The organism is Ruegeria sp. BA2 (genome assembly GCF_056539605.1).
The window spans coordinates 100627-120919 of sequence record NZ_JBQFVE010000002.1 but is presented as its reverse complement, the minus strand read 5'-3'; the positions used below and the strand labels follow the sequence as shown (position 1 = coordinate 120919).

21 protein-coding genes and 1 pseudogene are annotated in these 20293 nt (G+C 55.7%); 4 read left to right on the top strand and 18 right to left on the bottom strand.

All coding sequences use genetic code 11. The features are described from left to right. Positions 1-18 precede the first annotated feature (18 nt). Complete coding sequence (locus ACR0NN_RS05245) at positions 19-1050, top strand: putative sulfate exporter family transporter (protein ID WP_170723443.1); 1032 nt, start codon at positions 19-21, stop codon at positions 1048-1050. Between the two features lie 142 nt (positions 1051-1192). After that, positions 1193-2309, top strand: a pseudogene (locus tag ACR0NN_RS05240) (IS3 family transposase). Between the two features lie 526 nt (positions 2310-2835). Here the strand turns inward: ACR0NN_RS05240 and ACR0NN_RS05235 are convergent. The 17 genes from ACR0NN_RS05235 to ACR0NN_RS05155 all read right to left on the bottom strand — a co-directional run bounded on the left by ACR0NN_RS05235 (position 2836) and on the right by ACR0NN_RS05155 (position 18178). After that, complete coding sequence (locus tag ACR0NN_RS05235) at positions 2836-2994, bottom strand: hypothetical protein (protein ID WP_170726264.1); 159 nt, start codon at positions 2992-2994, stop codon at positions 2836-2838. 368 nt (positions 2995-3362) lie between these two features. Then, positions 3363-3944 carry an invasion associated locus B family protein gene (locus ACR0NN_RS05230; protein ID WP_480684052.1) on the bottom strand — a complete coding sequence of 194 codons (582 nt, stop codon included), beginning with the start codon at positions 3942-3944 and terminating at the stop codon, positions 3363-3365. 2 nt (positions 3945-3946) lie between these two features. Then, a complete protein-coding gene (locus ACR0NN_RS05225; protein ID WP_170726252.1) occupies positions 3947-4345 on the bottom strand; it encodes a hypothetical protein in 399 nt (132 codons plus the stop codon). Positions 4346-4371: 26 nt separating this feature from the next. Further along, positions 4372-5070: a GDSL-type esterase/lipase family protein gene (locus ACR0NN_RS05220; RefSeq protein WP_170726242.1), complete on the bottom strand. Its 699-nt coding sequence runs from the start codon at positions 5068-5070 to the stop codon at positions 4372-4374. 104 nt (positions 5071-5174) lie between these two features. Beyond that, positions 5175-6074: a LysR substrate-binding domain-containing protein gene (locus ACR0NN_RS05215; protein ID WP_170726236.1), complete on the bottom strand. Its 900-nt coding sequence runs from the start codon at positions 6072-6074 to the stop codon at positions 5175-5177. 114 nt (positions 6075-6188) lie between these two features. Beyond that, positions 6189-6581: a hypothetical protein gene (locus ACR0NN_RS05210; protein WP_170726230.1), complete on the bottom strand. Its 393-nt coding sequence runs from the start codon at positions 6579-6581 to the stop codon at positions 6189-6191. 57 nt (positions 6582-6638) lie between these two features. Next, positions 6639-7310, bottom strand: coding sequence for an SGNH/GDSL hydrolase family protein (locus ACR0NN_RS05205; RefSeq protein ID WP_480684049.1), 672 nt, complete (start codon positions 7308-7310; stop codon positions 6639-6641). A gap of 22 nt (positions 7311-7332) precedes the next feature. Continuing rightward, complete coding sequence (locus ACR0NN_RS05200; protein ID WP_170726283.1) at positions 7333-8418, bottom strand: ABC transporter ATP-binding protein; 1086 nt, start codon at positions 8416-8418, stop codon at positions 7333-7335. Between the two features lie 59 nt (positions 8419-8477). Further along, a complete protein-coding gene (locus tag ACR0NN_RS05195; protein WP_170726213.1) occupies positions 8478-9275 on the bottom strand; it encodes an ABC transporter permease in 798 nt (265 codons plus the stop codon). 3 nt (positions 9276-9278) lie between these two features. After that, positions 9279-10139, bottom strand: a complete 861-nt coding sequence (locus tag ACR0NN_RS05190; protein ID WP_170726204.1) for an ABC transporter permease — start codon at positions 10137-10139, stop codon at positions 9279-9281. 121 nt (positions 10140-10260) lie between these two features. Continuing rightward, positions 10261-11373, bottom strand: a complete 1113-nt coding sequence (locus ACR0NN_RS05185) for a polyamine ABC transporter substrate-binding protein (RefSeq protein ID WP_170726199.1) — start codon at positions 11371-11373, stop codon at positions 10261-10263. Positions 11374-11553: 180 nt separating this feature from the next. Beyond that, entirely contained in the window at positions 11554-12489 is a 936-nt protein-coding gene (locus ACR0NN_RS05180; RefSeq protein WP_170726196.1) for a LysR substrate-binding domain-containing protein, read from the bottom strand. A 69-nt stretch (positions 12490-12558) separates the two neighbouring features. After that, positions 12559-13548, bottom strand: a complete 990-nt coding sequence (locus tag ACR0NN_RS05175) for an ABC transporter permease (protein WP_170726191.1) — start codon at positions 13546-13548, stop codon at positions 12559-12561. Next, positions 13545-15101: a sugar ABC transporter ATP-binding protein gene (locus ACR0NN_RS05170; protein WP_480684045.1), complete on the bottom strand. Its 1557-nt coding sequence runs from the start codon at positions 15099-15101 to the stop codon at positions 13545-13547. The genes ACR0NN_RS05175 and ACR0NN_RS05170 overlap by 4 nt, the downstream gene beginning before the upstream one ends. A 25-nt stretch (positions 15102-15126) precedes the next feature. Next, positions 15127-16134, bottom strand: a complete 1008-nt coding sequence (locus tag ACR0NN_RS05165; RefSeq protein WP_170726182.1) for a sugar ABC transporter substrate-binding protein — start codon at positions 16132-16134, stop codon at positions 15127-15129. Positions 16135-16229: 95 nt separating this feature from the next. Beyond that, positions 16230-16616 (bottom strand): hypothetical protein, encoded by a 387-nt coding sequence (locus ACR0NN_RS05160; protein ID WP_170687095.1) that lies wholly within the window; start codon positions 16614-16616, stop codon positions 16230-16232. A gap of 89 nt (positions 16617-16705) precedes the next feature. Next, on the bottom strand, positions 16706-18178 hold the full coding sequence (locus ACR0NN_RS05155) for an amidase (RefSeq protein ID WP_170726171.1): 1473 nt from the start codon (positions 18176-18178) through the stop codon (positions 16706-16708). A 159-nt stretch (positions 18179-18337) separates the two neighbouring features. Here ACR0NN_RS05155 and ACR0NN_RS05150 point away from each other — a divergent pair, with 159 nt between their 5' ends. Then, on the top strand, positions 18338-18862 hold the full coding sequence (locus ACR0NN_RS05150) for a hypothetical protein (RefSeq protein ID WP_480684043.1): 525 nt from the start codon (positions 18338-18340) through the stop codon (positions 18860-18862). Between the two features lie 2 nt (positions 18863-18864). After that, entirely contained in the window at positions 18865-19503 is a 639-nt protein-coding gene (locus tag ACR0NN_RS05145; protein WP_170726159.1) for a Clp protease/crotonase-like domain-containing protein, read from the top strand. Positions 19504-19626: 123 nt separating this feature from the next. Here ACR0NN_RS05145 and ACR0NN_RS05140 read toward each other — a convergent pair whose 3' ends face one another. Then, a complete protein-coding gene (locus ACR0NN_RS05140) occupies positions 19627-20274 on the bottom strand; it encodes an NAD(P)H-dependent oxidoreductase (protein WP_170726147.1) in 648 nt (215 codons plus the stop codon). Positions 20275-20293: the final 19 nt, after the last annotated feature.

Here is a 20293-nt window from a genome sequence, read left to right as displayed (position 1 = left end):
ATCGAAAGAATATCCGTTATGGCGTCCGCCGAACCCTCAGCCCTATCCCCCATCGAACGGAGCAAAGAACGCGTTCGCACGCTCTTTCCCGGCATCATGATTGCCGTGACCGTTGCCGTTGCAGCCAAATTTCTGTCTGAACATTATGCGACTCCTGCGATGCTGCTGGCCCTTCTATTGGGCATCGCTGTCAGTTTTCTGGGCGAAGAAGGTAAAACCGTTGAAGGGATCGGATTTGCAGCCCGCACTCTTCTGCGGCTCGGCGTGGCCTTACTGGGGGTGCGTGTATCGATGACCCTGATGCTGGGTCTGGGGTGGGACCTGATCGCGCTTGTCATTGCCGGAGTTTTGCTGACCATAGGCTTCGGCCTATCCATTGCGCGGTTCTTTGGCCATAAATGGCGCTTTGCGTTTCTGACGGCGGGCTCAGTTGCAATTTGCGGTGCGTCAGCTGCTATGGCAATCAGTGCAATCCTGCCCAAAGATGAACGCTCGGAAGAGCGCTTGATTTTCACGGTGATGGGTGTGACCGTTCTGTCCACTATCGCCATGATTGCCTATCCGATCCTCGTACGCACATTAGGCATGAACGAGATTGCAGGCGGCGTGTTTCTGGGCGGCACCATTCATGATGTGGCGCAGGTGGTCGGTGCAGGCTTTTCAATCTCGGAACAGACAGGAGATACCGCTACGCTGGTAAAACTGTTCAGAGTGGCGATGCTTGCTCCCGTTGTCTTGGTTGCCTCGCTGATTATCCGCGGCTTTGCTGAAATGGACGAGAACGGAAAACGCCCGCCAATACTGCCGGGTTTTGTGCTGGGATTTCTGGTTCTGGCAGCGGCATCTTCGTTCGGTTTGATTCCGCCTGTGATTTCAGAATTCCTCAGCCAGACATCGCGCTGGTTGTTGCTTGTGGCGATAGCCGCTGTCGGAATGAAAACAAATCTCAAACAGATTCTATCCGTCGGCGGTGCTGCAATCGCGTTAATTGTTGCAGAAACAGTATTTATTGCAGTGGTTATTCTCGCCGGGATCAGCTTGTTGACCTGACGCACTTGGGCTTCGTAGTTCTGATGCGAAGCTTCCCGCAGTTCCGAGAATTGTACATAACCTTCGGTATTAAGCAGTTTGTACATGTCGCTGAATTGTTTCGCTCCTTTGACTTTGTATTTTGCCACAAAGGAGAGACATCATGGCACAAATGCCGACCCCGGAATTTCGCTCAGAGGCAGTGCTGGTAGCGTTGACCAGCGGCCTGCCGCGTTAGCAGGTGGCAGCAGATTTTGGCGTCGGCTTCTCGACGCTAAGCCGTTGGATACAATAGGATCGGCGCAATCCTGAGAAGCCAACCGCCCAGTCTGATCTCGAGCGCGAGGTCGCCGAGCTACGGAAATAGAACCACATGCTCCGGGAGGAGAGGGAGGTGTTGAAGAGGCCACCCAATTCTTTGTGGAGCGAAGCCAATAAGGTTCGCATTCATCACAAAGAACGCAAAGATGTTGCCTATCGAGCGGCTGTGCCAGATTTTGGATGTCAGCCCGAGAGGGCATCGTGCATACCGCAGCCGTCCCCTGAGCCAAAGCCAACGCAAGGATCTGGTTGTCTTGGCGTACATCCGCGAACAGTTCGCCCTATCTCTTGGCGGTTATGGCCGGCCACGTATGACCGAGGAATTGAAAGAGTGGGGTCTGCAAGTCGGACATCGCCGTGTCGGCAGTTTGATGAGCGAGAATGGTATTGAGGTGAAGCGGAACAAGAAGTTCAAGGCGACGACGGACAGCAATCACAGCCTCAACATCGCTCCGAACCTGTTAAACCGGGACTTTTACGCAGGGCGACCCAACCAAGAATGGGCGGGCGACATCAGCTATGTGTGGACGCAGGAGGGCTGGCTCTATCTTTCCGTGATCCTCGACCTGCATTCAAGGCGAGTGATCGGTTGGGCTGTCTTGGACCGCATGAAACGTGACGCCTTGAATAATAGCCATCGCACTAAGGCGACGCCAAACGGCTGTCTCCATCACACCGACCGGGGCAGCCAATACCGTTCTCACAATTATCAGAAGATTTTGCGCCACAATGGCTTCAGGGTGTCCATGAGTGGGACCGAAAACTGTTACGGCAACGCCGCCGTCGAAACCTTCTTCAAAACACTCAAAGCTGAGCTGCTATGGCAGCGATCCTGGAAAACGCGCAGGGACGCCGAGATCGTAATCTTCAAATACATCAACGGTTTCTACAACCCGCGCAGAAGGCACTCAACCCTCGGCTGGAAAAACCCCTTGGCCCTCAAAGCAAAGGCCGCTTAAGTGAGCAATCAGAGCAGCACGAAAACGTGACACGCCCAAAGGCTTTGCCATCTTCAGTCTGGCAATGACCGAAATCATAGCTCCACACATGGTTGCGATGCTCTGGTTGAAGCGGAACACATGATCCGTTATCCAGCCAGAACCATCATTATTTTAGTTGTTTCATTGGCGCTTTCACCCCCTCTCGCCGGTTTGCTATGATGACCCATCGGTCTGAGACAGATGGTAGGCGCCACTCAGTCCGTCCGTCGCTTACAGTCCATTCAAACTTTCTCGGCAGTGTGGAAACCCTGTGACAGCTATGTCAACCCTGTTGGTGGTTCAGCTCGATCAAGCCAGTCGGTCTTTATCTGCGCGACCTTGAGGGACCGGTTTTTGCGTGGACTGATGTTGTTTTAACACGCGGTAAGCCAGTCTCTCGGAGACCTTCAGCTGGTTGTGTACATAGATGATCCAGTCACGACGACGGGTGGAGCGGGGCTCAACAGTTCGCCGTTGAGCTCGAACCATGGGCGTCTGTAACGGCTCATTTCTTGCAACAGCCGCAATAGGTTTGTTCAACAACGCCGATCTGCCTGATCGCATCAAAACGGGACATCCCCTGCCCCATCAGATTTTCGATCTGCCGAAACTTCGAGACAATTTCTTCGAACCTCATCTGCGCAGGCTCGATCTTGTTTACCATTGTCTATCCTCCATTTCCTATACAAACTGGTGGAAACTACTTACCGGCGTCTCCCACCGAAAATCGAAACGAAACGTGACCAGTGCTGCTTATTGGCTAACCACGGTTCTGGCTTGCTTCCGCCATGATCCAATCCCTTAAAGCGTTTCGGTGCGGTTGGGTTACCGGTTGAAACAGTTGGGCCGTTCATTTGCGACGGTCATCGGCACATTTGATAACTGGACGATCTACAACTACGGCAGCATGAATGGAAATTCCAACAACCAGGAAGATAAACCTATCTGACATTGCACAACATCTGGCGCTTGAAACGTATTTGCAATCGCTGAACTGTTAGATCAGACAAGCTAATGCAAGAAAATACCCGCCTAATTCGATTGAGAATTGCTGCGCAACGCCCATTGCCTTGCATAAACATCAAAGGCCTCAGAGAAACCCTCCAACGACCATTCAAGATCAATGCGGCGGAAATGCGGGTCAACAAACGAGAACTCAAGTGAATTACCTGAAAACATGGCCTCAAGCACTGCGTCAGACTCCTCAGGGGTCAGCGTGCAATTCGCGAGCAAAAGGCACTTTGCGTTCTTCATCCGCCAAATCTCATCACCATCCTTTGTGATGGTAAAACCACTTGGCAGGAAAACAGTACCAAGCTCTGGCCCGAACATGACATCGTGTTGATCGCCAGATCCGCCGTCCCGGGGTGTAATGAAAGTGAACAACGCCCCGAATTTTGGATGAACCGCATAAACATCAACCCACCTGATGTAGCAGCGCTGCTTCAGAACTCCGTATTCTTCGCGTTCATCACAAATCGTATTCCATATCCCATGGGACGAGTGATGCGTATTACGCCAATTGCTGGCGGTATCGCGCCCCTGCAGATCCTGCGCAAATGCGGCGCCTGCAATAAACAGGCTGGCACCGGCGCTTAACAGCTTTGCCAGCATCGTTAGGTTTGACCTGCCAAACGGCGCACCTCTTCCAGGGCTGCTTGCCATTCGTGGCCATGCACCGAGACAATCTCACCAGACCTGCTTACGAAAAAGATTGGTGGGTAGACGTATTCCAGTTGCGGCGCAGCCAGACGCAGGATCGGATCGCGGGCGCCATAGACACCGGTGTTCGGTACATCTCGTGTTTTGTCGATGATGTTTTCTTCGACGACAAAGCCCAGCGATGCCCCCTCAGCCTGGACGTCAGCCAAGTGATTGCGTTTGAACGCCATGCAGGGCGGGCAGTCCAGCGCCCCGTAAAAATGGAAAGTGATTTGATCATCTGCAGCGGCCAGCGGCGTCGAGGCCAGCGCCATTGCGGCCAGCGATGTGGTGCAGAAAATGCGTCTGTTCATCTTGGTCAGTCTCCTGTTTTCGAAACTCAATTGCCCGCTCCATCAGCAGGCAGCAAATCTTGCACAAACGGTGCCAGCGCCTGCCCCAGAGCGCGCTGCGATTTAGCCGTCAAATGCACTCCATCCGCGCCATCTGCCCGGATCAGAGCTCCGGCATCAAAGACCGGAATTCCGGTGTCCTCGGAGAGTTTCGCATAGGCCCGAGACAGCTGTTCCGACAGGGCTTGCGAATTACCAAAGATACCCGACAGACGACCCCGCTCTGGATTTGTCAGGGGTGGAGGGGTCACAACCAGCACTTGCTCGACCCCGCCCTCTAGCAAGATCCGCGCCAGTGAAAAGGCCGAAAGTGCGATCTGCTCAGCGCTGCGTCCCTGCCCTGTTTGCAAGTCGTTCGTGCCCAGCATTACCACTGCCAGATCAAGCGGCAGGTGTTGCGCCACCAGTTCGGGCAGCGGAGTTTTCACGCGGCTGTCGGTATTCTTCAGGGGTCGACCCGCGCCCAGATCAGTGCGGCGACCGATGCGACCTTCCTCAAATACTACGGCGTTTGGAACTGCCGTATCCAGCACCGATCCCCATCGCGCATCAGCCCCATGACGAGGGCCAGAAGCGTTTGACCCCCAGGTGTTGCTGTCACCCAAAGCCAGTATCCGAAAATCCGCCCAAACCGATGAAGGCGCAACCCAACTCAAGGCGACTATAAGTGCAAAAATTCGGATCATCTTTGGATTCTCTGGTCAGGGGTCGTATCAAGCCAAAACTATCATCTTCGCAATGCGTTTCGAACCAGGCACCTTTTGGTAACCGCCCCAATTCCGCTCACATATCAGTGATGTCGGGCCGTTTCTTCCAACCATTCAACGAATTGCTTAACCGCCCGTTTCCGCATTGCCTGTGGAGATCGCAGAACCCGATAAAAGTAGCCTGGCAGCTGGGGACCTTCGAGTTCTACAAAGCTATCGTCGAATTCGACCGAGCTGACAATCGTTCGGCTTAGCAGCGCTGCGCCATGACCCCGTTTCAGGGCATCAAATGCCAAATTATAGGCGTCAAAACTCATTCTGCGGTAACTGTCGAAATTGGCTGCACCAGCAACTTCAAACCAGACTTTCCATGACGGCGCCGTAAGCAACGAATTCTCCCACCGCACATCTATCAACCGAGGTTTAGTCAGAAACTCGATACGTGCAGCCCTGTCAGGTGTCAGCAATGCACGGCTAACCGCGGCAACGTAGTATTCCTGATATAGGGCTATCTCGTCACTGTTCTCTGCCGGTTTCGCACCATAGCGAACGGCGACATCGATTTCGCTGCCGCTCATGTCTACCGCGTTTTCGCTGGCAAAGACATTTAGCGTGAGTTGCGGAAAAGCATCGTAGAAATCTCCCAGCCGGGGTTGCAACCAATAGCGTGCAAATTCCCGTGTGGTCGAAATGGTGACTGTGTTCGTATCAAGATTGCCATATGTCTCGGCAAACGCGGCTGCCAGGCTGTCCATGCCCCGGGTGATTTCCGGCAACATTCGAGCGCCATGATCCGTTAGCGAGATATTGCGGCCCGAGCGTTCGAACAGTTTGATGTCCAACAAGTTCTCAAGATGTCTGATCTGATGGCTAATTGCGGTTGGCGTCACCGACAGCTCGTCCGCGGCATCGGAAATACTTTCCAGCCGGGCTGCGGCCTCAAAGGCACGTATCGCATTCAGTGGTGGTAAACGTCGTTTCATCTTGTCCCTTCATGACATGGACGGTCCGCACACACAAAGCTGAAAAAACCGTATGAAAGAGGCACAAACGAAGAAGATCAGACCGCCCAACGAGTGGGCGGTCTGTTTACTTGATTAGTGGATATCGGAATAGGTGATCGTCACGGTTTCAGCATTCACCAAGTCCAGAAACGGCTTGTTCACCGGGTCCTTTACGAACTTGTCCAAAGCCGCGCGGCCTTTTTCTTCGCTTTCCCAGTAAACAACTTCGATCCAGACACCATCGTCTTGCAGCGCCACGTGGCGATCTACAAACCCGTCATAGGTTTCGTGCATGTTCGCATTGATTTTGCCACCAGCTGCGACCTCGGCCATCTCTTCGACGCTCACGCCGTCCTTGGCCTGGAAGGTGACGTATTCGATCGTCCCGGCTTTGCTTAGATCAGCGGCCATTGCTGCGCCCATTGTTCCGATGGCCAGTGTGGTCGCCAATGCGGCGGTTTTCAGGCCCGTTGTTAGTTTCATCATGATAAACTCCTCCTATTGCATGATAGATGTAGGTGTGAGTGGTGGTGGTGTTGAAAATCAGAGTGATTTGACCCGTTCCGCGATGGCACGACCCAGCTTTGCGTGTTGATACTTGCTCAGGTGCAAGCCATCGACGCCCTGCACGTTGCCGGTAACTGCGCTTGCATCGAGACTGGCGATACCTGCAGCGTCGGCTGCTGATTTGAGCGCTGCTCCTAACGCTTCGGATTTAGCTTTGCCGCCCTCGAACATGCCTGCAAAATCGGGATGCGGCATGTCGTTGATCGGTGCGGGCGAAACAACAAGAACCTTCGGCGCGTCATAGTGATAGGCCACGCCGCCGCCACAGCCTTGCGCCACTTTGGCGACGTCAAGGATGGCATCGGCGATGTCTTCTGCCGAGCGGTTGGTTTCGGCGTTCAGATCGTTGGTCCCCAGTGCGATGATCAGCAGATCAACTGGCATTTCGCGTGCAATCGCGGCTGGCAGTGTTTTGGCCCCGTTGAACATATCCGCCTTGATGGCGTTCCAATCCATCGCATCGTCCAGGTTGGTGGCGCGCACGGTCAGGCCATCGACGGCGACGTCATACTCATCGCCCAATTCGGCGGCCATGACACCGGCCCAGCGTTCGTCGTCGCCATAGCGGGTCGAGGGAAACGCCTCTTCAACACCGATCCATCCCCAGGTGTTGCTGTCGCCGTACACAAGGATTTTCTTCTTGGCCATAATTGGCTCCTTTAATCTGTCGTTATCCGTTGATGATGTGGCCGTCTTCGGGGTGCCAACTGGCGGTGACCGTGGCCCCGACCTCGATATCCAGAGCCTGCATGTCGCGCTGTTGCAGTTGAACGGTGATGGCCGTACCCGCCGCCGTTTCTAGCCGCAGATTGACCAGGGCACCGATGAATTCTTCGCCCACAACACGCGCGGCGACCTCATTTTCGGCCCAGCCCGCCTTGGCGGTGACCGATATCTGGTCGGCGCGCACGATCAGGCTGATCTGCTGACCCTCATCCAGATCGGCCATTTCCGGCCCGGTACATTTGAAACTTCCATCGGGGCCTTCCAGAACCATCCCGCCGCTTTTCAGGCGCCGGGCCTTGCAGCCGAAGATGGATGACCCACCCAGAAAGCGCGCAACAAATGGCGTTGCAGGGCGCAGATAGATATCTTCGGGGCTGCCAGCCTGTTCGATCCGGCCCTGGTTCATGATGACTACGGTGTCAGCCATCGAGAACGCCTCGGAATGGCTGTGGGTGACGTAGACAAAGGTGATCCCCAACTCTCGCTGAAGACGTTTCAATTCACCCTGCATCTGCACCGACAAATGCGCATCCAGTGCCGAAAGCGGTTCATCCAGCAGCAGCACGGACGGTTCGGTCACCAGACACCGCGCCAATGCAACACGCTGACGCTGACCGCCAGACAACTGATCAATGCCGCGATCTGCGTAGCCTTCTAGCCCCAGTTTTTGCAGCCAGTCCAGCGCGCGGGTTTTGCGTTCAGCCCTGCCAACGCTTTTCATGCGCAGGCCGAACTCGACATTTTCGCGCACCGTCAGGAACGGGAACAGGGCCAGCGATTGCCAGACCATGGGCATGTCGCGTTCCCAGATCGACAGATCATTGATGCGTTGTCCTTCGCGCAGGATGTCGCCGCCGGTGACGTCTTCCAATCCTGCCAGCATCCGCAGCATGGTGGACTTGCCGCAACCCGAAGGGCCCATGATGGCAACGAACTTGCCCTCTTCGATATCGAGGTTCAGGTTCTCGACCGCTACCGCATCGCCATAGGTCTTACGGATGTTCCTCAGCGAGATATTCGCGTGCGACATGGGGCGCTCCAATTCTGTGGGCACGGCGGCGTGCGCGGGGTTTATTTCGGTCAGACTGTTCATGAATTCCCCCGTGTCAGGCGACGCAGCACCAGGATTTGTGCGCCAAGGATCAAGGTGATCGAGGTGATGAAGGTGATCGACCCAATGGCGTTAATCCGGGGGCTTACAGCCGATTGCAGAAAGCTGAGAATGCGGACCGAGCTGGTCTCTTCCAAGCCGCCCACAAACCAGGTGACTGCGTATTCATCAAAGCTGACGGCCATGCACAGCAGGAACGCCGCCAGGATCGAGGTTTTCGTTGATGGGATGATGACCTCCCAAAAGGCGCGCCAGTTGCTGGCCCCCAGGTTTTGCGCGGCGAACTCCAGATCTCCGTCGATTTGCGAGAACCGCAGCCGGATGATGGCCATGGCAAAGGGCGACGTCAGGACGATGTGACTGACGATAATGGCAGGCAACGTGCCGGACAGACCGATGCGCGAAAGATAGGCCAGCATGGCCAACCCGATGACCACGAGGGGGATCAGCGGCGGCATCAGCGCAAAGATCAGTACCAGTTTCTTGCCGATAAAGTTGAAGCGATAATCGGCATAGGCCGCAGCAAACCCCATGATAGTGGCAATAGGCGCCACGATCAGGGCGATCTTGATGGTGTTCTTGAAGGCATCGATCACCAGCGCATCCGCCAGGATCAGGCGATACCATTCCAGCGTAAACCCACCCAGCGGGATCGTCGGGAACCGGTCCGAGTTCATCGAGAAGACGAAATTCGTCAGGATCGGGGCGTAGAGAAACGCCAGTGCCAAACCCATGAAGATTACGGCCAGACGTCGGGTCAAAGGGGAAACACGCATGGCTCAGCTCCTCCGGTAGGCGTAGGCGATTGAGGCCAGCGCGGTGACCAGCAGAGTTGCGATCATCATCAGCGCAACTACCGCAGCGCGGGGCCATTGCTGACCGGATTTCACGGTGTCGGCGATGAGGATCGACATGGTGGTGAACTTGCCGCCGCCCAGATAGGTCGCGGTCACGAAATCCCCAAAGCTGAAGATAAAGGCGAACAGCGCACCAAGAACGATCCCCGGACGGACCGCCGGCAATACGGTCGCAAACAACACCCGGCGCGGTCCGCATCCCAGGTTATAAGCGGCGTCGATCAAAGTGCGATCCAGCGACAGCATCGAGATCGACTGGATCACGATCACCAGCGGCAGCGTCAGTGTGACCAGCCCGATCATCAGTGCGAGCGGCGTGTTCAATAGGCTGCCGCTGTCAATCCCGATGGCGGCCAACAGCTTCATGACGATGCCGTTTTCGGTCAGATAAATCTGCCAGGAATAGACACGCACCAGATACGAGGTAAAAAACGGGACCACAAACAGCCCCAGCACCACCATTCGGGCGCGTACGCTCAGAAAAAAGCTGATCGCCAGCGCGCAGGGCAAGGCAATCAGGCTTACAAGCGCGGCTGCACTGATCGCGATAACGAAGGTTCGCAGATAGGCCGCCCAGAAATACGGTGCAGTCAGCATCTTTTGCCAGTTTTCCAACTGGAAATCGGGCGTCAGCAGGAAATTCTTCACATCCCAGAAACTCAACCAGATCAGCAGGATCATCGGCCCGAGGAAGAACCCGGCCAGCCACAGCGGCAGCGGAAGGCTCCAGATACCTCCGTAGGCAAAGCGAGACAGTCGCCGGATGGAAAGTGAAGAGGTCATGATTTACTCGTTTGGCCCCTAGGGCAGAGCCTTCCAAAAGTCAGCATGTGATGTGAGGCGTCCCCGCCATCGGGGAGAACGAATGATGGCGGGGAACAGTAAGCACCCAGTTGGTAAGGGGTTAGGTGCTCTTGTAGGCAGACCAGAAATCGTTCCAGTCAGCCAAGTCCTGCTGCACAGGCAGCTGTCGAACATGGATACGACCCTTACGGATCAGATCGATCGAGTTGCCATCGCCTTTGAACATCCCAAGATGACGGGCGTCCTCGGGCTTTTCGTTGATCATGCGCTCCCATCCAGCTTTGGACGGGATGATCGCCGGGAAGACGTTCAGGTTCGCCAGTGTGAACTGCCCTTCGGGGCTGGATGTGTACTGGATGAACTTGCGTGCCAAGTCGGCATTGCGCGATCCGCGTCCGATCGAGAAGCTTTCGGTGAACTGAATGCCGCCCTGCTCGGGGATCGTGGTGGTGACATTTGCCCCATCGCGACGCAGCACACCAGTGATCCACTCGCCAATTCCCGGCATCACGGTCACTTCGCCTGACTTCAGCGAAGACAGAACGCCGCCGTAATCATAGAACCCCCGCACCTGCGGTTTCAGGCTGAGTGTGGTGTCCTGAAGCTTGGCCCAGTCATCGCCGCCAATGTCATAGGGGCTGCTGTTGCCATCGCGCAGGCTGAGCACGCCAAGGTTCGGCAGGTGCCAGTCGAAATGGCCAACCTTGTCCTTGTTCTTTTCGTTCCATAGCATGTCGTAAGACGACGCCTCTTTGACCGAAACCGCATCCAGGTTGTGCGAAATTCCAAGGAAGCCAAAGCGGCTGATGACAGCGTAAAGCTCATCATTGTGCCAGTGACCGGGGAATTTGTGGAACTCAGGATAGAAGTCGTCAAAGTGGTAATCTGACGGATCCAGCTTTTCGACAAAGTTTGCCAGAACCAGCTGCTGAACATATTCCGCGTCCGCATGGATCAGGTCATAAGTGCCCGGAGGTGACTGCGCCAACAGCGCCAGCATCTGTTCGCCACCGACATAGTATTTCGGGGTGATCTTGACGTTGTGCTGCTCTTCAAAGGCTGCAACTGCATCAGGCTCGGCCTGGCCATACCAGGCCAGCATAGTCATCTCTGTTTTAGACTGAGCGCGGACAATCGACGGGATCGCAAGTGCGCCCGCAGCGACTGCGCCGGACTTCAGCAAGGCGCGTCTCGTGAGTGTGGTTCGGGCCATTTTCGGCTCCTCCCTTGTTGGATGAAAGGAGTATTCGGAACCTGACCCTTCCCAACAATCGAGCAGATTTCAGCCATCGCAAAGTTTTTCTCAGCCTTGTAAGGGGCGCTCAACAAAGCTGATTAAGCGGTTTTAACTCAGCTGACTGCGTTCAGATTTTTTTAGATATGAATATGCGAATCAATTCTGATCCTGCGGAATGAACCGCAACCCATAAGGGCTGTCGCGAAACACATCCGCTTCTTGCAGCAACCAGTCCTGAAAGGCGCGGATCTTTGCGGACTGCGCGCGCTCCTGTGGGCAGACCAGAAAATAGCTGCGATCGCGCAAAGCCAATGGGATCGGAGCGGCAATCCGGCCCCTCTCGATCTCGCGCGACGCAGCAATCACGCTGACAAGTGCTGCGGCGCGATTGTCCATCGCCGCTTCGATACACATGATCTCATCGCTGAAATGGGCGATTGGTCGAATGCCTTTGGCGTCGATACCAACCGACTTGAACCACGCGCACCAATTCGGATCGCCCTCTTCAAAGCCTAACCACTCATATTCCACCAGATCGCGACTCAGCAGATCTTCGGGTTTGCGGATGTTCTTTTCCATCTGACGCGAACATATCGGCGTCACATAATCATCCAGCACCCAGGCTGCATGTTCCGAAGGGTCAGGAGAATCCGTGTATCTTATGGATACATCTACGCTGAAACGGGCAAAGTCCAACACCGTGTCCGAGGCGATGACTTTCACCTCAAGCTCGGGATAAAGGCGGCTAAAGCTTGGCAGGCGCGGGCTGAGCCAGCTCCAGGCGAAAGACCGTGTGGTGGTCACGATCAGCTCACCCTCGACTTCATCGGTGCCCAATTGTTCGATACCCTGCTTCAGATTGCAGAACGCATCTTTCACAAATGGGCGCAGCAGCTCGCCTTCGGTGGTCAGCTTTAGCGATCGGGTCAGTCGGTGAAAAAGCTGTACGTCAAGCTGGGTTTCCAGCGTCTTAAGTCGGTGGCTGATCGCGGTAGGTGTCAGCAGCAATTCTTCGGCCGCCAGCTTGATGCTCATGTGGCGCGACACGGCCTCGAACGCTTGAAGGCTCGTCAGAGGTGGCAATCTTTTCACTGTCGGACCTCCTCCCAATAAGGTCCGGCCTCCCCGCGGGCGGAGAGGCCGTTTCGTCTCAGTCTGCGATCAACTTCGTCGCGCGCGCAAGACGTCGAGCCCGGCGGCCACAATCAGAACGATACCTGTTGTCATCAGACTCAACTCAGTTGGCACATTCATCAGAATCAACCCGTTTGACAACATGCCCAGCAACCAGACCCCCAAAACCACCCGCAGGACCGAGCCCTTGCCGCCCGTAAATGGAATGCCGCCCAACAGGACGGCGGTCAGAACACTGAGTTCGACCCCAATGCCCAACGTTCCAGCTGGGGCCGAATTGATACGTGAGATGCTCATCAACGCGGCTACGGCCACGAAGAACCCGGTTGCCGCATAAAGGCCGATCCCAATCGCTTTGACACGCAGGCCTACAAGGAAAGCGGCGCGCTTGTTTACGCCCAGCGCAACAATCTGCGGCCCAATTGGCAGCAATGCCATGACCCCGACACCCAACGCGATCACGGCAAGCATAATCCACGTCAGGATCGGAAGACCCAGTACACGCTCGTAGCCGATGATCAGAAACTCTTCGGGAAATCCAAAGATCGGGTTTGGTGCCAACCATTGTGCCAGCCCCCGGATCAATGTCAGCGTTCCCAGCGTGACAATGATTGGTGACATGCCCAACGATGACACAAACACGCCATTGATTGTGCCAACCACCGTCCCGACAACCAATGTCAGCAACACAGCGCCAGTGATCCCCAGTGGCTCAAAGCTTAAACCAGCGACGACTCCGCACAGCGCAAGTGTTGAGCCAACAGAAAGGTCGATCTTGCCCGCCATCAACAAAAGCGAAAAAGGGATCGAGATCGTCATCAATGCCGAAACCTGCACCGAGATTGCGATCCAGTTGTTCACCGTCATAAAGACCGGCGCCTTGATATAGAAAAACAGCGCCAACAAGGCGATTGCCATGGGCAGGGCGGCGGCCACAGCCAGTTCAAACCAGTCTTTTTCGGCTTTGGATTCAAGCGGAGCACCTGTTGCGCCGCGTGTCAGTCCCGTATCAGTCATTGCATCACTCCCAACTCTGTCTCACCTGCCGGGACATCCTGTTGGTTTCCATGTTCGGCCCTGTGAGCCAGCTCGATCAGCAGTTCTTCGTCATGTGGATTTTCAATCAGAGCCACCTGTTGCCCCCGCCCCAGAACCAGGACCTTGTCCGCCAGCAAACAGATCTCGGTCGCGTCCGAACTGGCGACGATGATGGTTGTGCCCTTGCGCTTGACTTCAGCCAGCGCCTCATACAGCTCATGCCGGGCACCGATATCGACGCCTTGGGTTGGCTCATCCAGCAGCAGAAGCTTGACCCCTGCCCCATCAATCAACCAGCGGCTGACCATGATCTTTTGTGCATTCCCACCGCTAAAACGCTGGCCTTGCATACGCGGATTCGGAGGCTGGATGTTCAGCCGCCGCGCAGCGCGCTCAAAGGCAAGCCCCTCACGGTTGAAATTACGCAGCATCCTCGGCATCGGAGAACGGCCCAGATGCGGCACCAACAGGTTTTCAACTGCCGAGAAACTGGAGAACTGACTTTGCTCTTTTCGATCACTTGCAACCAGAGCCACACCTTTTTCCTGCGCCGCTCGTGGTGAGCGGAAATGGCAGGCGTTTCCCTCGATCATCAATTGGCCCCCGGATTGCGGCGCCGCACCTGACAGGCATTCCAGCAATTCGGTACGCCCCGCCCCCATCAACCCGTAAATGCCCAGAACCTCGCCGGGGTGTAGCGCAACGTTGATAGGACCCACGAAATCAGTCGTCAGCTCGTCCAACCGCACAACTTCCAGACCGTCGGCCTGAAAGGGTGTCTTATCCAGACCGGTCATCAAGGCATCAGGTGAAATCGCATCCGTCATATCAGCGATGGACACTTCAGCCACCGGGCGGGTCCAAAGGATGCGGCCATCGCGCAGGATTGTGACCTGATCCGCAATCTTGTGGATTTCGTCCAGGAAATGGGTGACGTAGATTACCCCGATCCCGTCACGCGCAACTGCCTGGCGGATCACCTCGTGCAGGGCTTTGGCCTCTTTGTCTGACAACGAGGCCGTGGGTTCGTCCAAGATCAGAAACTTGGGTTTCAAACGCAACGTACGGGCGATCTCGACGACTTTGCGTTCGCCGACCCCCAGCGATCCCAAGTCGGTGCGCGGGTCAATTCCATCGACCCCCAACCGTTCCAAAAGCTCTCGGGCCTGCCGATTCTGAGCGTGGCGGTCCACGCGGCCACCACGCCGGATTTCATGACCGAGAAAGATATTCTCGGCCACGCTCAGTCCTTCGAACACCTGAAAATGCTGATAAATGATCGCAACGCCCTGATCCTGAACCTGCCGGGGGTTCAGCCCCCGCAGCGATGCGTTCTCGACCAGGATATCTCCCGTATCCGCATCCTGTGCTCCGCTTACACAATTCAAAAGGGTGGATTTTCCGGCCCCGTTGGCGCCGAGGAAGGCCAGCACTTGGCCGGCCTCCACCACAAGGTCCACCCCTTTGAGGACGACAACCGATCCGTAGGACTTGCGGAGGTCTTTCACCTCAAGTCGCTCTGGCAAAGTCATCGAATTACTCCTCGTTGGTCGGGCTTCAGTTATCGAAATTGGCCAGCAACTGATCCAGAAGCGCCTGATCGTCATGGGTGGCCAGCACTGTCGGCGTATAGGCAAAGGCCGGACCATTGCCGCGCACCGCGTTAAGCGCCTGATCGACGATGTTGGCACCCAACTCGTTCAAAAGAATTGCCGCCGACGCCCGATAAGCGCCTCCATCCTTGATCGCGGTCAGCGCCTCGACCGAGCCATCCTGACCGGCCACGAACATGGCATCGGGGTTTGCACCAGCCAGCTTGATCGCACGCAGCGCGCCAACAGCTGCGTCATCGGCCATGCCAATCACGATATCCAGATCAGGATGTTGCTGAAGAACTGTTTCCGTCACACGCAGGCCGTTGGTTTGATCAGCGGCATCCTGTTCAGCCACAACTTCGATCCCGTTCTCTTCAAAGATCCGCTTGACTTCGGTCCAGCGCGGGCTGAGCGACGGAAGAGGCGTTAGGGTTGTCACAAGTGCCTTCGCATCTTCGATGTTATTGGCTTTGACCCAATCGACAGCAGCATCGGCTACGATCTGACCGGATTGCGCGTGGTCGAAGCCCACAAACCCGTCCGATCCTTCCATCTGACCCAGATAAGTCAGCCATTTGATGCCTTGTGCCTGGGCCTGACGTTGTAGGGGCTGCAGTGCGGTGGGCTCGATCGGCAGAACCACGATGGCGTCGACGCCCAAAGTGATCCACCCTTGGATCGCATTGATCTGCTGTTCCAGATTGTTCGACTGCGTGTTGTCGTGCAGCACGGTGACACAGCCCAGATCAGCCGCGCGTTCCGTGGCAAAGCGACGAACCTGTTTGACAATGATCACCTCTGAGACCGAATGGCTATAGGCCACTTTGTACTCCTTGCCGTCGGCACAGGCATCTGCGGCCGCGGAACGAACTTGCTCGGAGGTGATCGATTTGAAATCTTCAGCGCTGGCCATGCCAGCGGCGGAAACCAGCGCGAAGCTGGCAGCGATTTTCTTGGCTAGGTTATTCATGGTTATCCCTGTTGTTCTGTTGGGGAAGAGACGCGTTTCTTCGCATCGATTTTTTTGTTGGGTGCGGCACAGAATCTGCGCCGCACCTGTCGGTTTTAGAATTCGAAGACGTTGGAGTATTTCACCGACAGCGAGTCGCCATTGACCAGCGCAAGGAAACCTTTGGTGCGCGGATCTTCGACAAAGCGCGGCAAGGCGGCTTCGGCCGTCTCCAACGATGTCCAATAGACCACCTCGACCCACGAGCCGTCAGTGTTGCGGGCCAGATGGCGGGCGACAAAGCCATCATAGCCTTCTAGGACCTCGTCCATCGCAAGGGTTTCGCGCAGAAACTCATCAGGGTTCGCGCCATCAACCAGGTTAAATTCCAGATATTCCACGATCACGGCGTCGGTGATAGGACGGCTTTCCGCCATCACAGTCGTGGCAGCGCCAACAACCATTGCGGCCGAAAGAGCAAGTGCTTTCAAAGTGGTCTTCATTGTATTTCTCCTGTTGGATTTGGACATAAGGGGACCGACGCCCTGAAGCGCAGGGCAGACAAGACGCCGGTCGGGGAGGTTGCTACGGATTAGAGCGAGATACGGTCGTAATGCTGGTTCCAGGGGCGCAGCCGCTCGAACGCAGCGGCGGCAGCCAGCACATCACAGTCCGCTTGACGGCGGCCTGCGATATGCAGTCCGACGGGCAGACCGGATGAACCGAGGCCTGCTGGAACAGACACCGACGGATGGCCCGTGAAATTGGTCAGGAAGGTGGGACACCACCCGATCAGCGGATCGATATCGACGCCGTTGATCTGACTTGGACCTTTGGTATTGCCGTCATCTGTGTTCTTCACCGGCAGGGCTGTCACGGTGGGCGAAACGATCAGGTCGTATTTCGCGAATGTGGCCTGATAGGCATCGAAGACTTCGGAGCGAACAGACAAATCACGATAAAGGTCATCTGCGGTGTAACCCGGGCCCACGCGCTCGACCCAATCCAGCAGGTCGGGGGCAAGGCCGTGGCGGTGCTCGTCCGACAATAGATCCAGACCGCTGGCCTTGATGGCATCAAAGCTGTGGCGCATGATGGGCACGAAAAGGCGGCACCAGATATCGCTGTATTCGCACTGATCACGGGTCAGACCGATCTTGATCTCTTCGACCTCGGCACCTGCTTGTTCAAAGACCTTAACCGCGTCTGCGATGACCTCTGACACTTCGCCTTCAACCGGGAACACATCCAAATTAGGGCTGAAGCCGATTTTCATACCTTTGATGCCACGCAAACCAGCATCAGCAAAATCATTGACCATGTTGTGGCTGTTCGGATCTGCCGGGTGCATTCCCTGGAGTATACCCAGGCTTACAATGGCGTCTTCGACATTGCGCGTGATGGTGCCTTCAAAGATATAAGGCAGCGTATTCGCAAATCCGTTCGGTCGCACCAACAAAGGCGTGCGGCCAGCAGTTGCGCGATAGCCCACCGTGTTGGTCCAAGCCGCCGGAATACGGATCGAGCCGCCACCATCTGTGCCTTCCGCCAAAGGCAACATCCTCGCCGCCACAGCCGCTGCGGATCCACCCGAAGATCCACCAGCGTTGCGACTGGTATCAAACGGGTTCGAGGTAGGACCAAAGGCCACGTTGTCAGTAGTGCCACGATAGCCCATGGCGGGGCTGTTGGTTTTGCCGACAAAGATCGCGCCTGCGTTTTCCATGCTTTCAACAAAACCGCATTTCATGTCGGCAATGTTTTCTTTCAGCTGGGGAATGCCGCCCAAAGTGCTAGGCCAGCCCGGCTTGAAGTCAAACAGATCCTTCATCGCCGTAGGCACACCATGCATCGCACCCAGTTCATCCCCACGCGCAACGGCAGCGTCGGCCTCTTTGGCGGCGTCCATCGCTTCGTCAAACGCAGTGAAAACGAAGGCATTCAACTTGGGGTTTGCGGCCTCGATCCGTTTGATGGCGGCCTCCATCACCTCGGTCGCTGAGACCCGTCTTTCGCGTATCGCAAGCGCGGTTTCGGTGGCGCTGAGTTTGGCAAGATCTGTCACGATGCGTATTCCCTGTTGTGCGTAACGCACCCTGTTTTTTGCTGGGTGCAAGTTATGCAAACAGAATTGCTCAGCCTCAGATTCCAGCAACTGAGAAAAGCTCAGCCAATGCGTGAGCGCGCAACTTGATAGGTAAAAGCACTTTTTCATGAAGGGCTTATGTACCACGAACTCCTGTTCGTTGGTCATCGCTCGACAAGCGTGCCGAGTTGCTTTCGTCCAGATGTACCCAAGCCGAGCGCGGGTTGGGCGCAAGCAAAAGCTACGCGCAGATCAGCTGAAGCACCACCTCACGCCATCTTGATGCGTTGTTGCGTGGAAATCTTTCGTTTTCGATCTAGGGCTGACGTTGCTCGTAAAATCAAAAAAAAGCCTAACGGAATGAACATGAAAAAAATTGGTGCCAGCTTTTGCTTCTTAGGCCTTGTCGCCTGCGAAACCCCTGAGAAAATTGCTGCCGGATATGAGGCGCGCAGTTGTTCGGCGTTGCAGCAGGAACAAGCCGTTTTGCAATACCGTCTGGGCGAGGCCAATACGGACTTTGCCGTAAGCACGATTGCAGGCATTGTGACCGGTGATGATGATATTCTGCTGGATAGTGACATTGCAGAATATGAGGTGGAAGATCTTGAGGAACGTCTGCGAATCCTGGCTGATGTTCAGCAATCAAAAGGTTGCGTCTGATTATGTCCCTTAAGATTTCTTTTGCTGCCACCCTGCTTATTCTGTTGAGCGCGTGTGGCTATCCCCAGACAGAGATTGTGACGCGCGGCGATCAGTTCATTCTGACCGGCATCATCGACGAAGACACCTTGAAAACGGTTCAAGAAGCCCGCCGAGAAAACCCCGACATATCGACGATTTCGCTGCAGAACGTGCCGGGTTCAGCGAATGACGAAGCCTCGCTGGCGGCGCTAACCCGCTATATTCGCTCAGAGAATATTTCAACGGTTGTGCCGTCAGACGGGCTTGTGGCCTCGGGCGGGACTGACATGGCCCTGATGGGAAGACGCCACGTGATCCAGCCCGGCGCTTGTGTCGGCGTGCACAGTTGGGCGGCTGGTGTCTTTGGTTTCGCCCTGGATACCGGCGCTGAGTTGCCACGCGACGCGCCCGAGCATCAACTGTACTTGCAGTTCTATGACAGTATCGGCATCAGTCGCGATTTCTATTGGTTCACGCTTGAGGTTGCAGGGCCTGATGACGTGCATTGGATGTCCCCAGAAGAGATCAACCGCTTTGGCCTCAGCGACGTTCCGGTCCCTGCCAGTGGTGAAACTGCCGCTCAGCGAAGTGAGCGGTGCCTTGGCCGGTTAACATTGTGACGAAAACAGCTGGCAACCCACCTTAGGGTGCCAGCTAAACCTCTCAACCAGATTGAATCGACAAAAGGTTGCGTTCATAGCGGCATGCACAGATGTGCATACCGTATTTTTGTTAGCCGCTCTTTACGCGGCGAGCTGCGCTGCAACCGCTTTGGTCTGCGCCTGCGCATCGGCCACAGAGGCATCAAAACGCGCATCCCCGAATTCCTGGTATTCGATGGCGATAGTTTCCATTTCCCGGGCCTCGGCACCCAAATAGTGCGCACTGGCACGGATGGCTGGATCCAGCCCGTTCAAGTGCGCGCGCGTTTCTCCTTCGGCAAATCCGAACTCACCGCGCGAGGACAGAACGATCAGCTTCTTGCCCCTCAGGATCGGTTCAATTGGCACATCTCCGCGTGAGAGATCAAAGCTGAAAGTTACCCCAATCCGTGCGATCAGGTCGAACCAAGCTTTCAGCGAGGCAGGCATCGAATAATTGTACATTGGAGCGCAAAGGGCGATGACATCGGCCTCAATGATTTCAGCGACGAGTTCATCGGACTCGGCCAGTTCAGCGTTCTGCGTATTGCTACGCTTTTCCGGGGCTGTAAAACAGGCATCAATCCAGGCTTCCGAGATGAACTTGGGCGGGTTCACGCCCACATCGCGATGCGTAACCGCTCCGCCACCCGAGGCGGTCCAGCTGTCCTCAAAAATCTGTGCCAGCTCGCGCGTCAGTGAACGGTTCTCACGCGCGCTGGAATGCACGACCAGTAGTTTCTTCGACATATCAATAGTCTCCAGTTAT

Bases quoted from the DNA above. Each gene is read 5' to 3' on its own strand.
- ACR0NN_RS05245 (WP_170723443.1), top strand. From the start codon at position 19: ATGGCGTCCGCCGAACCCTCAGCCCTATCCCCCATCGAACGGAGCAAA.
- ACR0NN_RS05235 (WP_170726264.1), bottom strand. From the start codon at position 2,994: ATGGTAAACAAGATCGAGCCTGCGCAGATGAGGTTCGAAGAAATTGTC.
- ACR0NN_RS05230 (WP_480684052.1), bottom strand. From the start codon at position 3,944: ATGCTGGCAAAGCTGTTAAGCGCCGGTGCCAGCCTGTTTATTGCAGGC.
- ACR0NN_RS05225 (WP_170726252.1), bottom strand. From the start codon at position 4,345: ATGAACAGACGCATTTTCTGCACCACATCGCTGGCCGCAATGGCGCTG.
- ACR0NN_RS05220 (WP_170726242.1), bottom strand. From the start codon at position 5,070: ATGATCCGAATTTTTGCACTTATAGTCGCCTTGAGTTGGGTTGCGCCT.
- ACR0NN_RS05215 (WP_170726236.1), bottom strand. From the start codon at position 6,074: ATGAAACGACGTTTACCACCACTGAATGCGATACGTGCCTTTGAGGCC.
- ACR0NN_RS05210 (WP_170726230.1), bottom strand. From the start codon at position 6,581: ATGATGAAACTAACAACGGGCCTGAAAACCGCCGCATTGGCGACCACA.
- ACR0NN_RS05205 (WP_480684049.1), bottom strand. From the start codon at position 7,310: ATGGCCAAGAAGAAAATCCTTGTGTACGGCGACAGCAACACCTGGGGA.
- ACR0NN_RS05200 (WP_170726283.1), bottom strand. From the start codon at position 8,418: ATGTCGCACGCGAATATCTCGCTGAGGAACATCCGTAAGACCTATGGC.
- ACR0NN_RS05195 (WP_170726213.1), bottom strand. From the start codon at position 9,275: ATGCGTGTTTCCCCTTTGACCCGACGTCTGGCCGTAATCTTCATGGGT.
- ACR0NN_RS05190 (WP_170726204.1), bottom strand. From the start codon at position 10,139: ATGACCTCTTCACTTTCCATCCGGCGACTGTCTCGCTTTGCCTACGGA.
- ACR0NN_RS05185 (WP_170726199.1), bottom strand. From the start codon at position 11,373: ATGGCCCGAACCACACTCACGAGACGCGCCTTGCTGAAGTCCGGCGCA.
- ACR0NN_RS05175 (WP_170726191.1), bottom strand. From the start codon at position 13,548: ATGACTGATACGGGACTGACACGCGGCGCAACAGGTGCTCCGCTTGAA.
- ACR0NN_RS05170 (WP_480684045.1), bottom strand. From the start codon at position 15,101: ATGACTTTGCCAGAGCGACTTGAGGTGAAAGACCTCCGCAAGTCCTAC.
- ACR0NN_RS05165 (WP_170726182.1), bottom strand. From the start codon at position 16,134: ATGAATAACCTAGCCAAGAAAATCGCTGCCAGCTTCGCGCTGGTTTCC.
- ACR0NN_RS05160 (WP_170687095.1), bottom strand. From the start codon at position 16,616: ATGAAGACCACTTTGAAAGCACTTGCTCTTTCGGCCGCAATGGTTGTT.
- ACR0NN_RS05150 (WP_480684043.1), top strand. From the start codon at position 18,338: ATGTACCACGAACTCCTGTTCGTTGGTCATCGCTCGACAAGCGTGCCG.
- ACR0NN_RS05145 (WP_170726159.1), top strand. From the start codon at position 18,865: ATGTCCCTTAAGATTTCTTTTGCTGCCACCCTGCTTATTCTGTTGAGC.
- ACR0NN_RS05140 (WP_170726147.1), bottom strand. From the start codon at position 20,274: ATGTCGAAGAAACTACTGGTCGTGCATTCCAGCGCGCGTGAGAACCGT.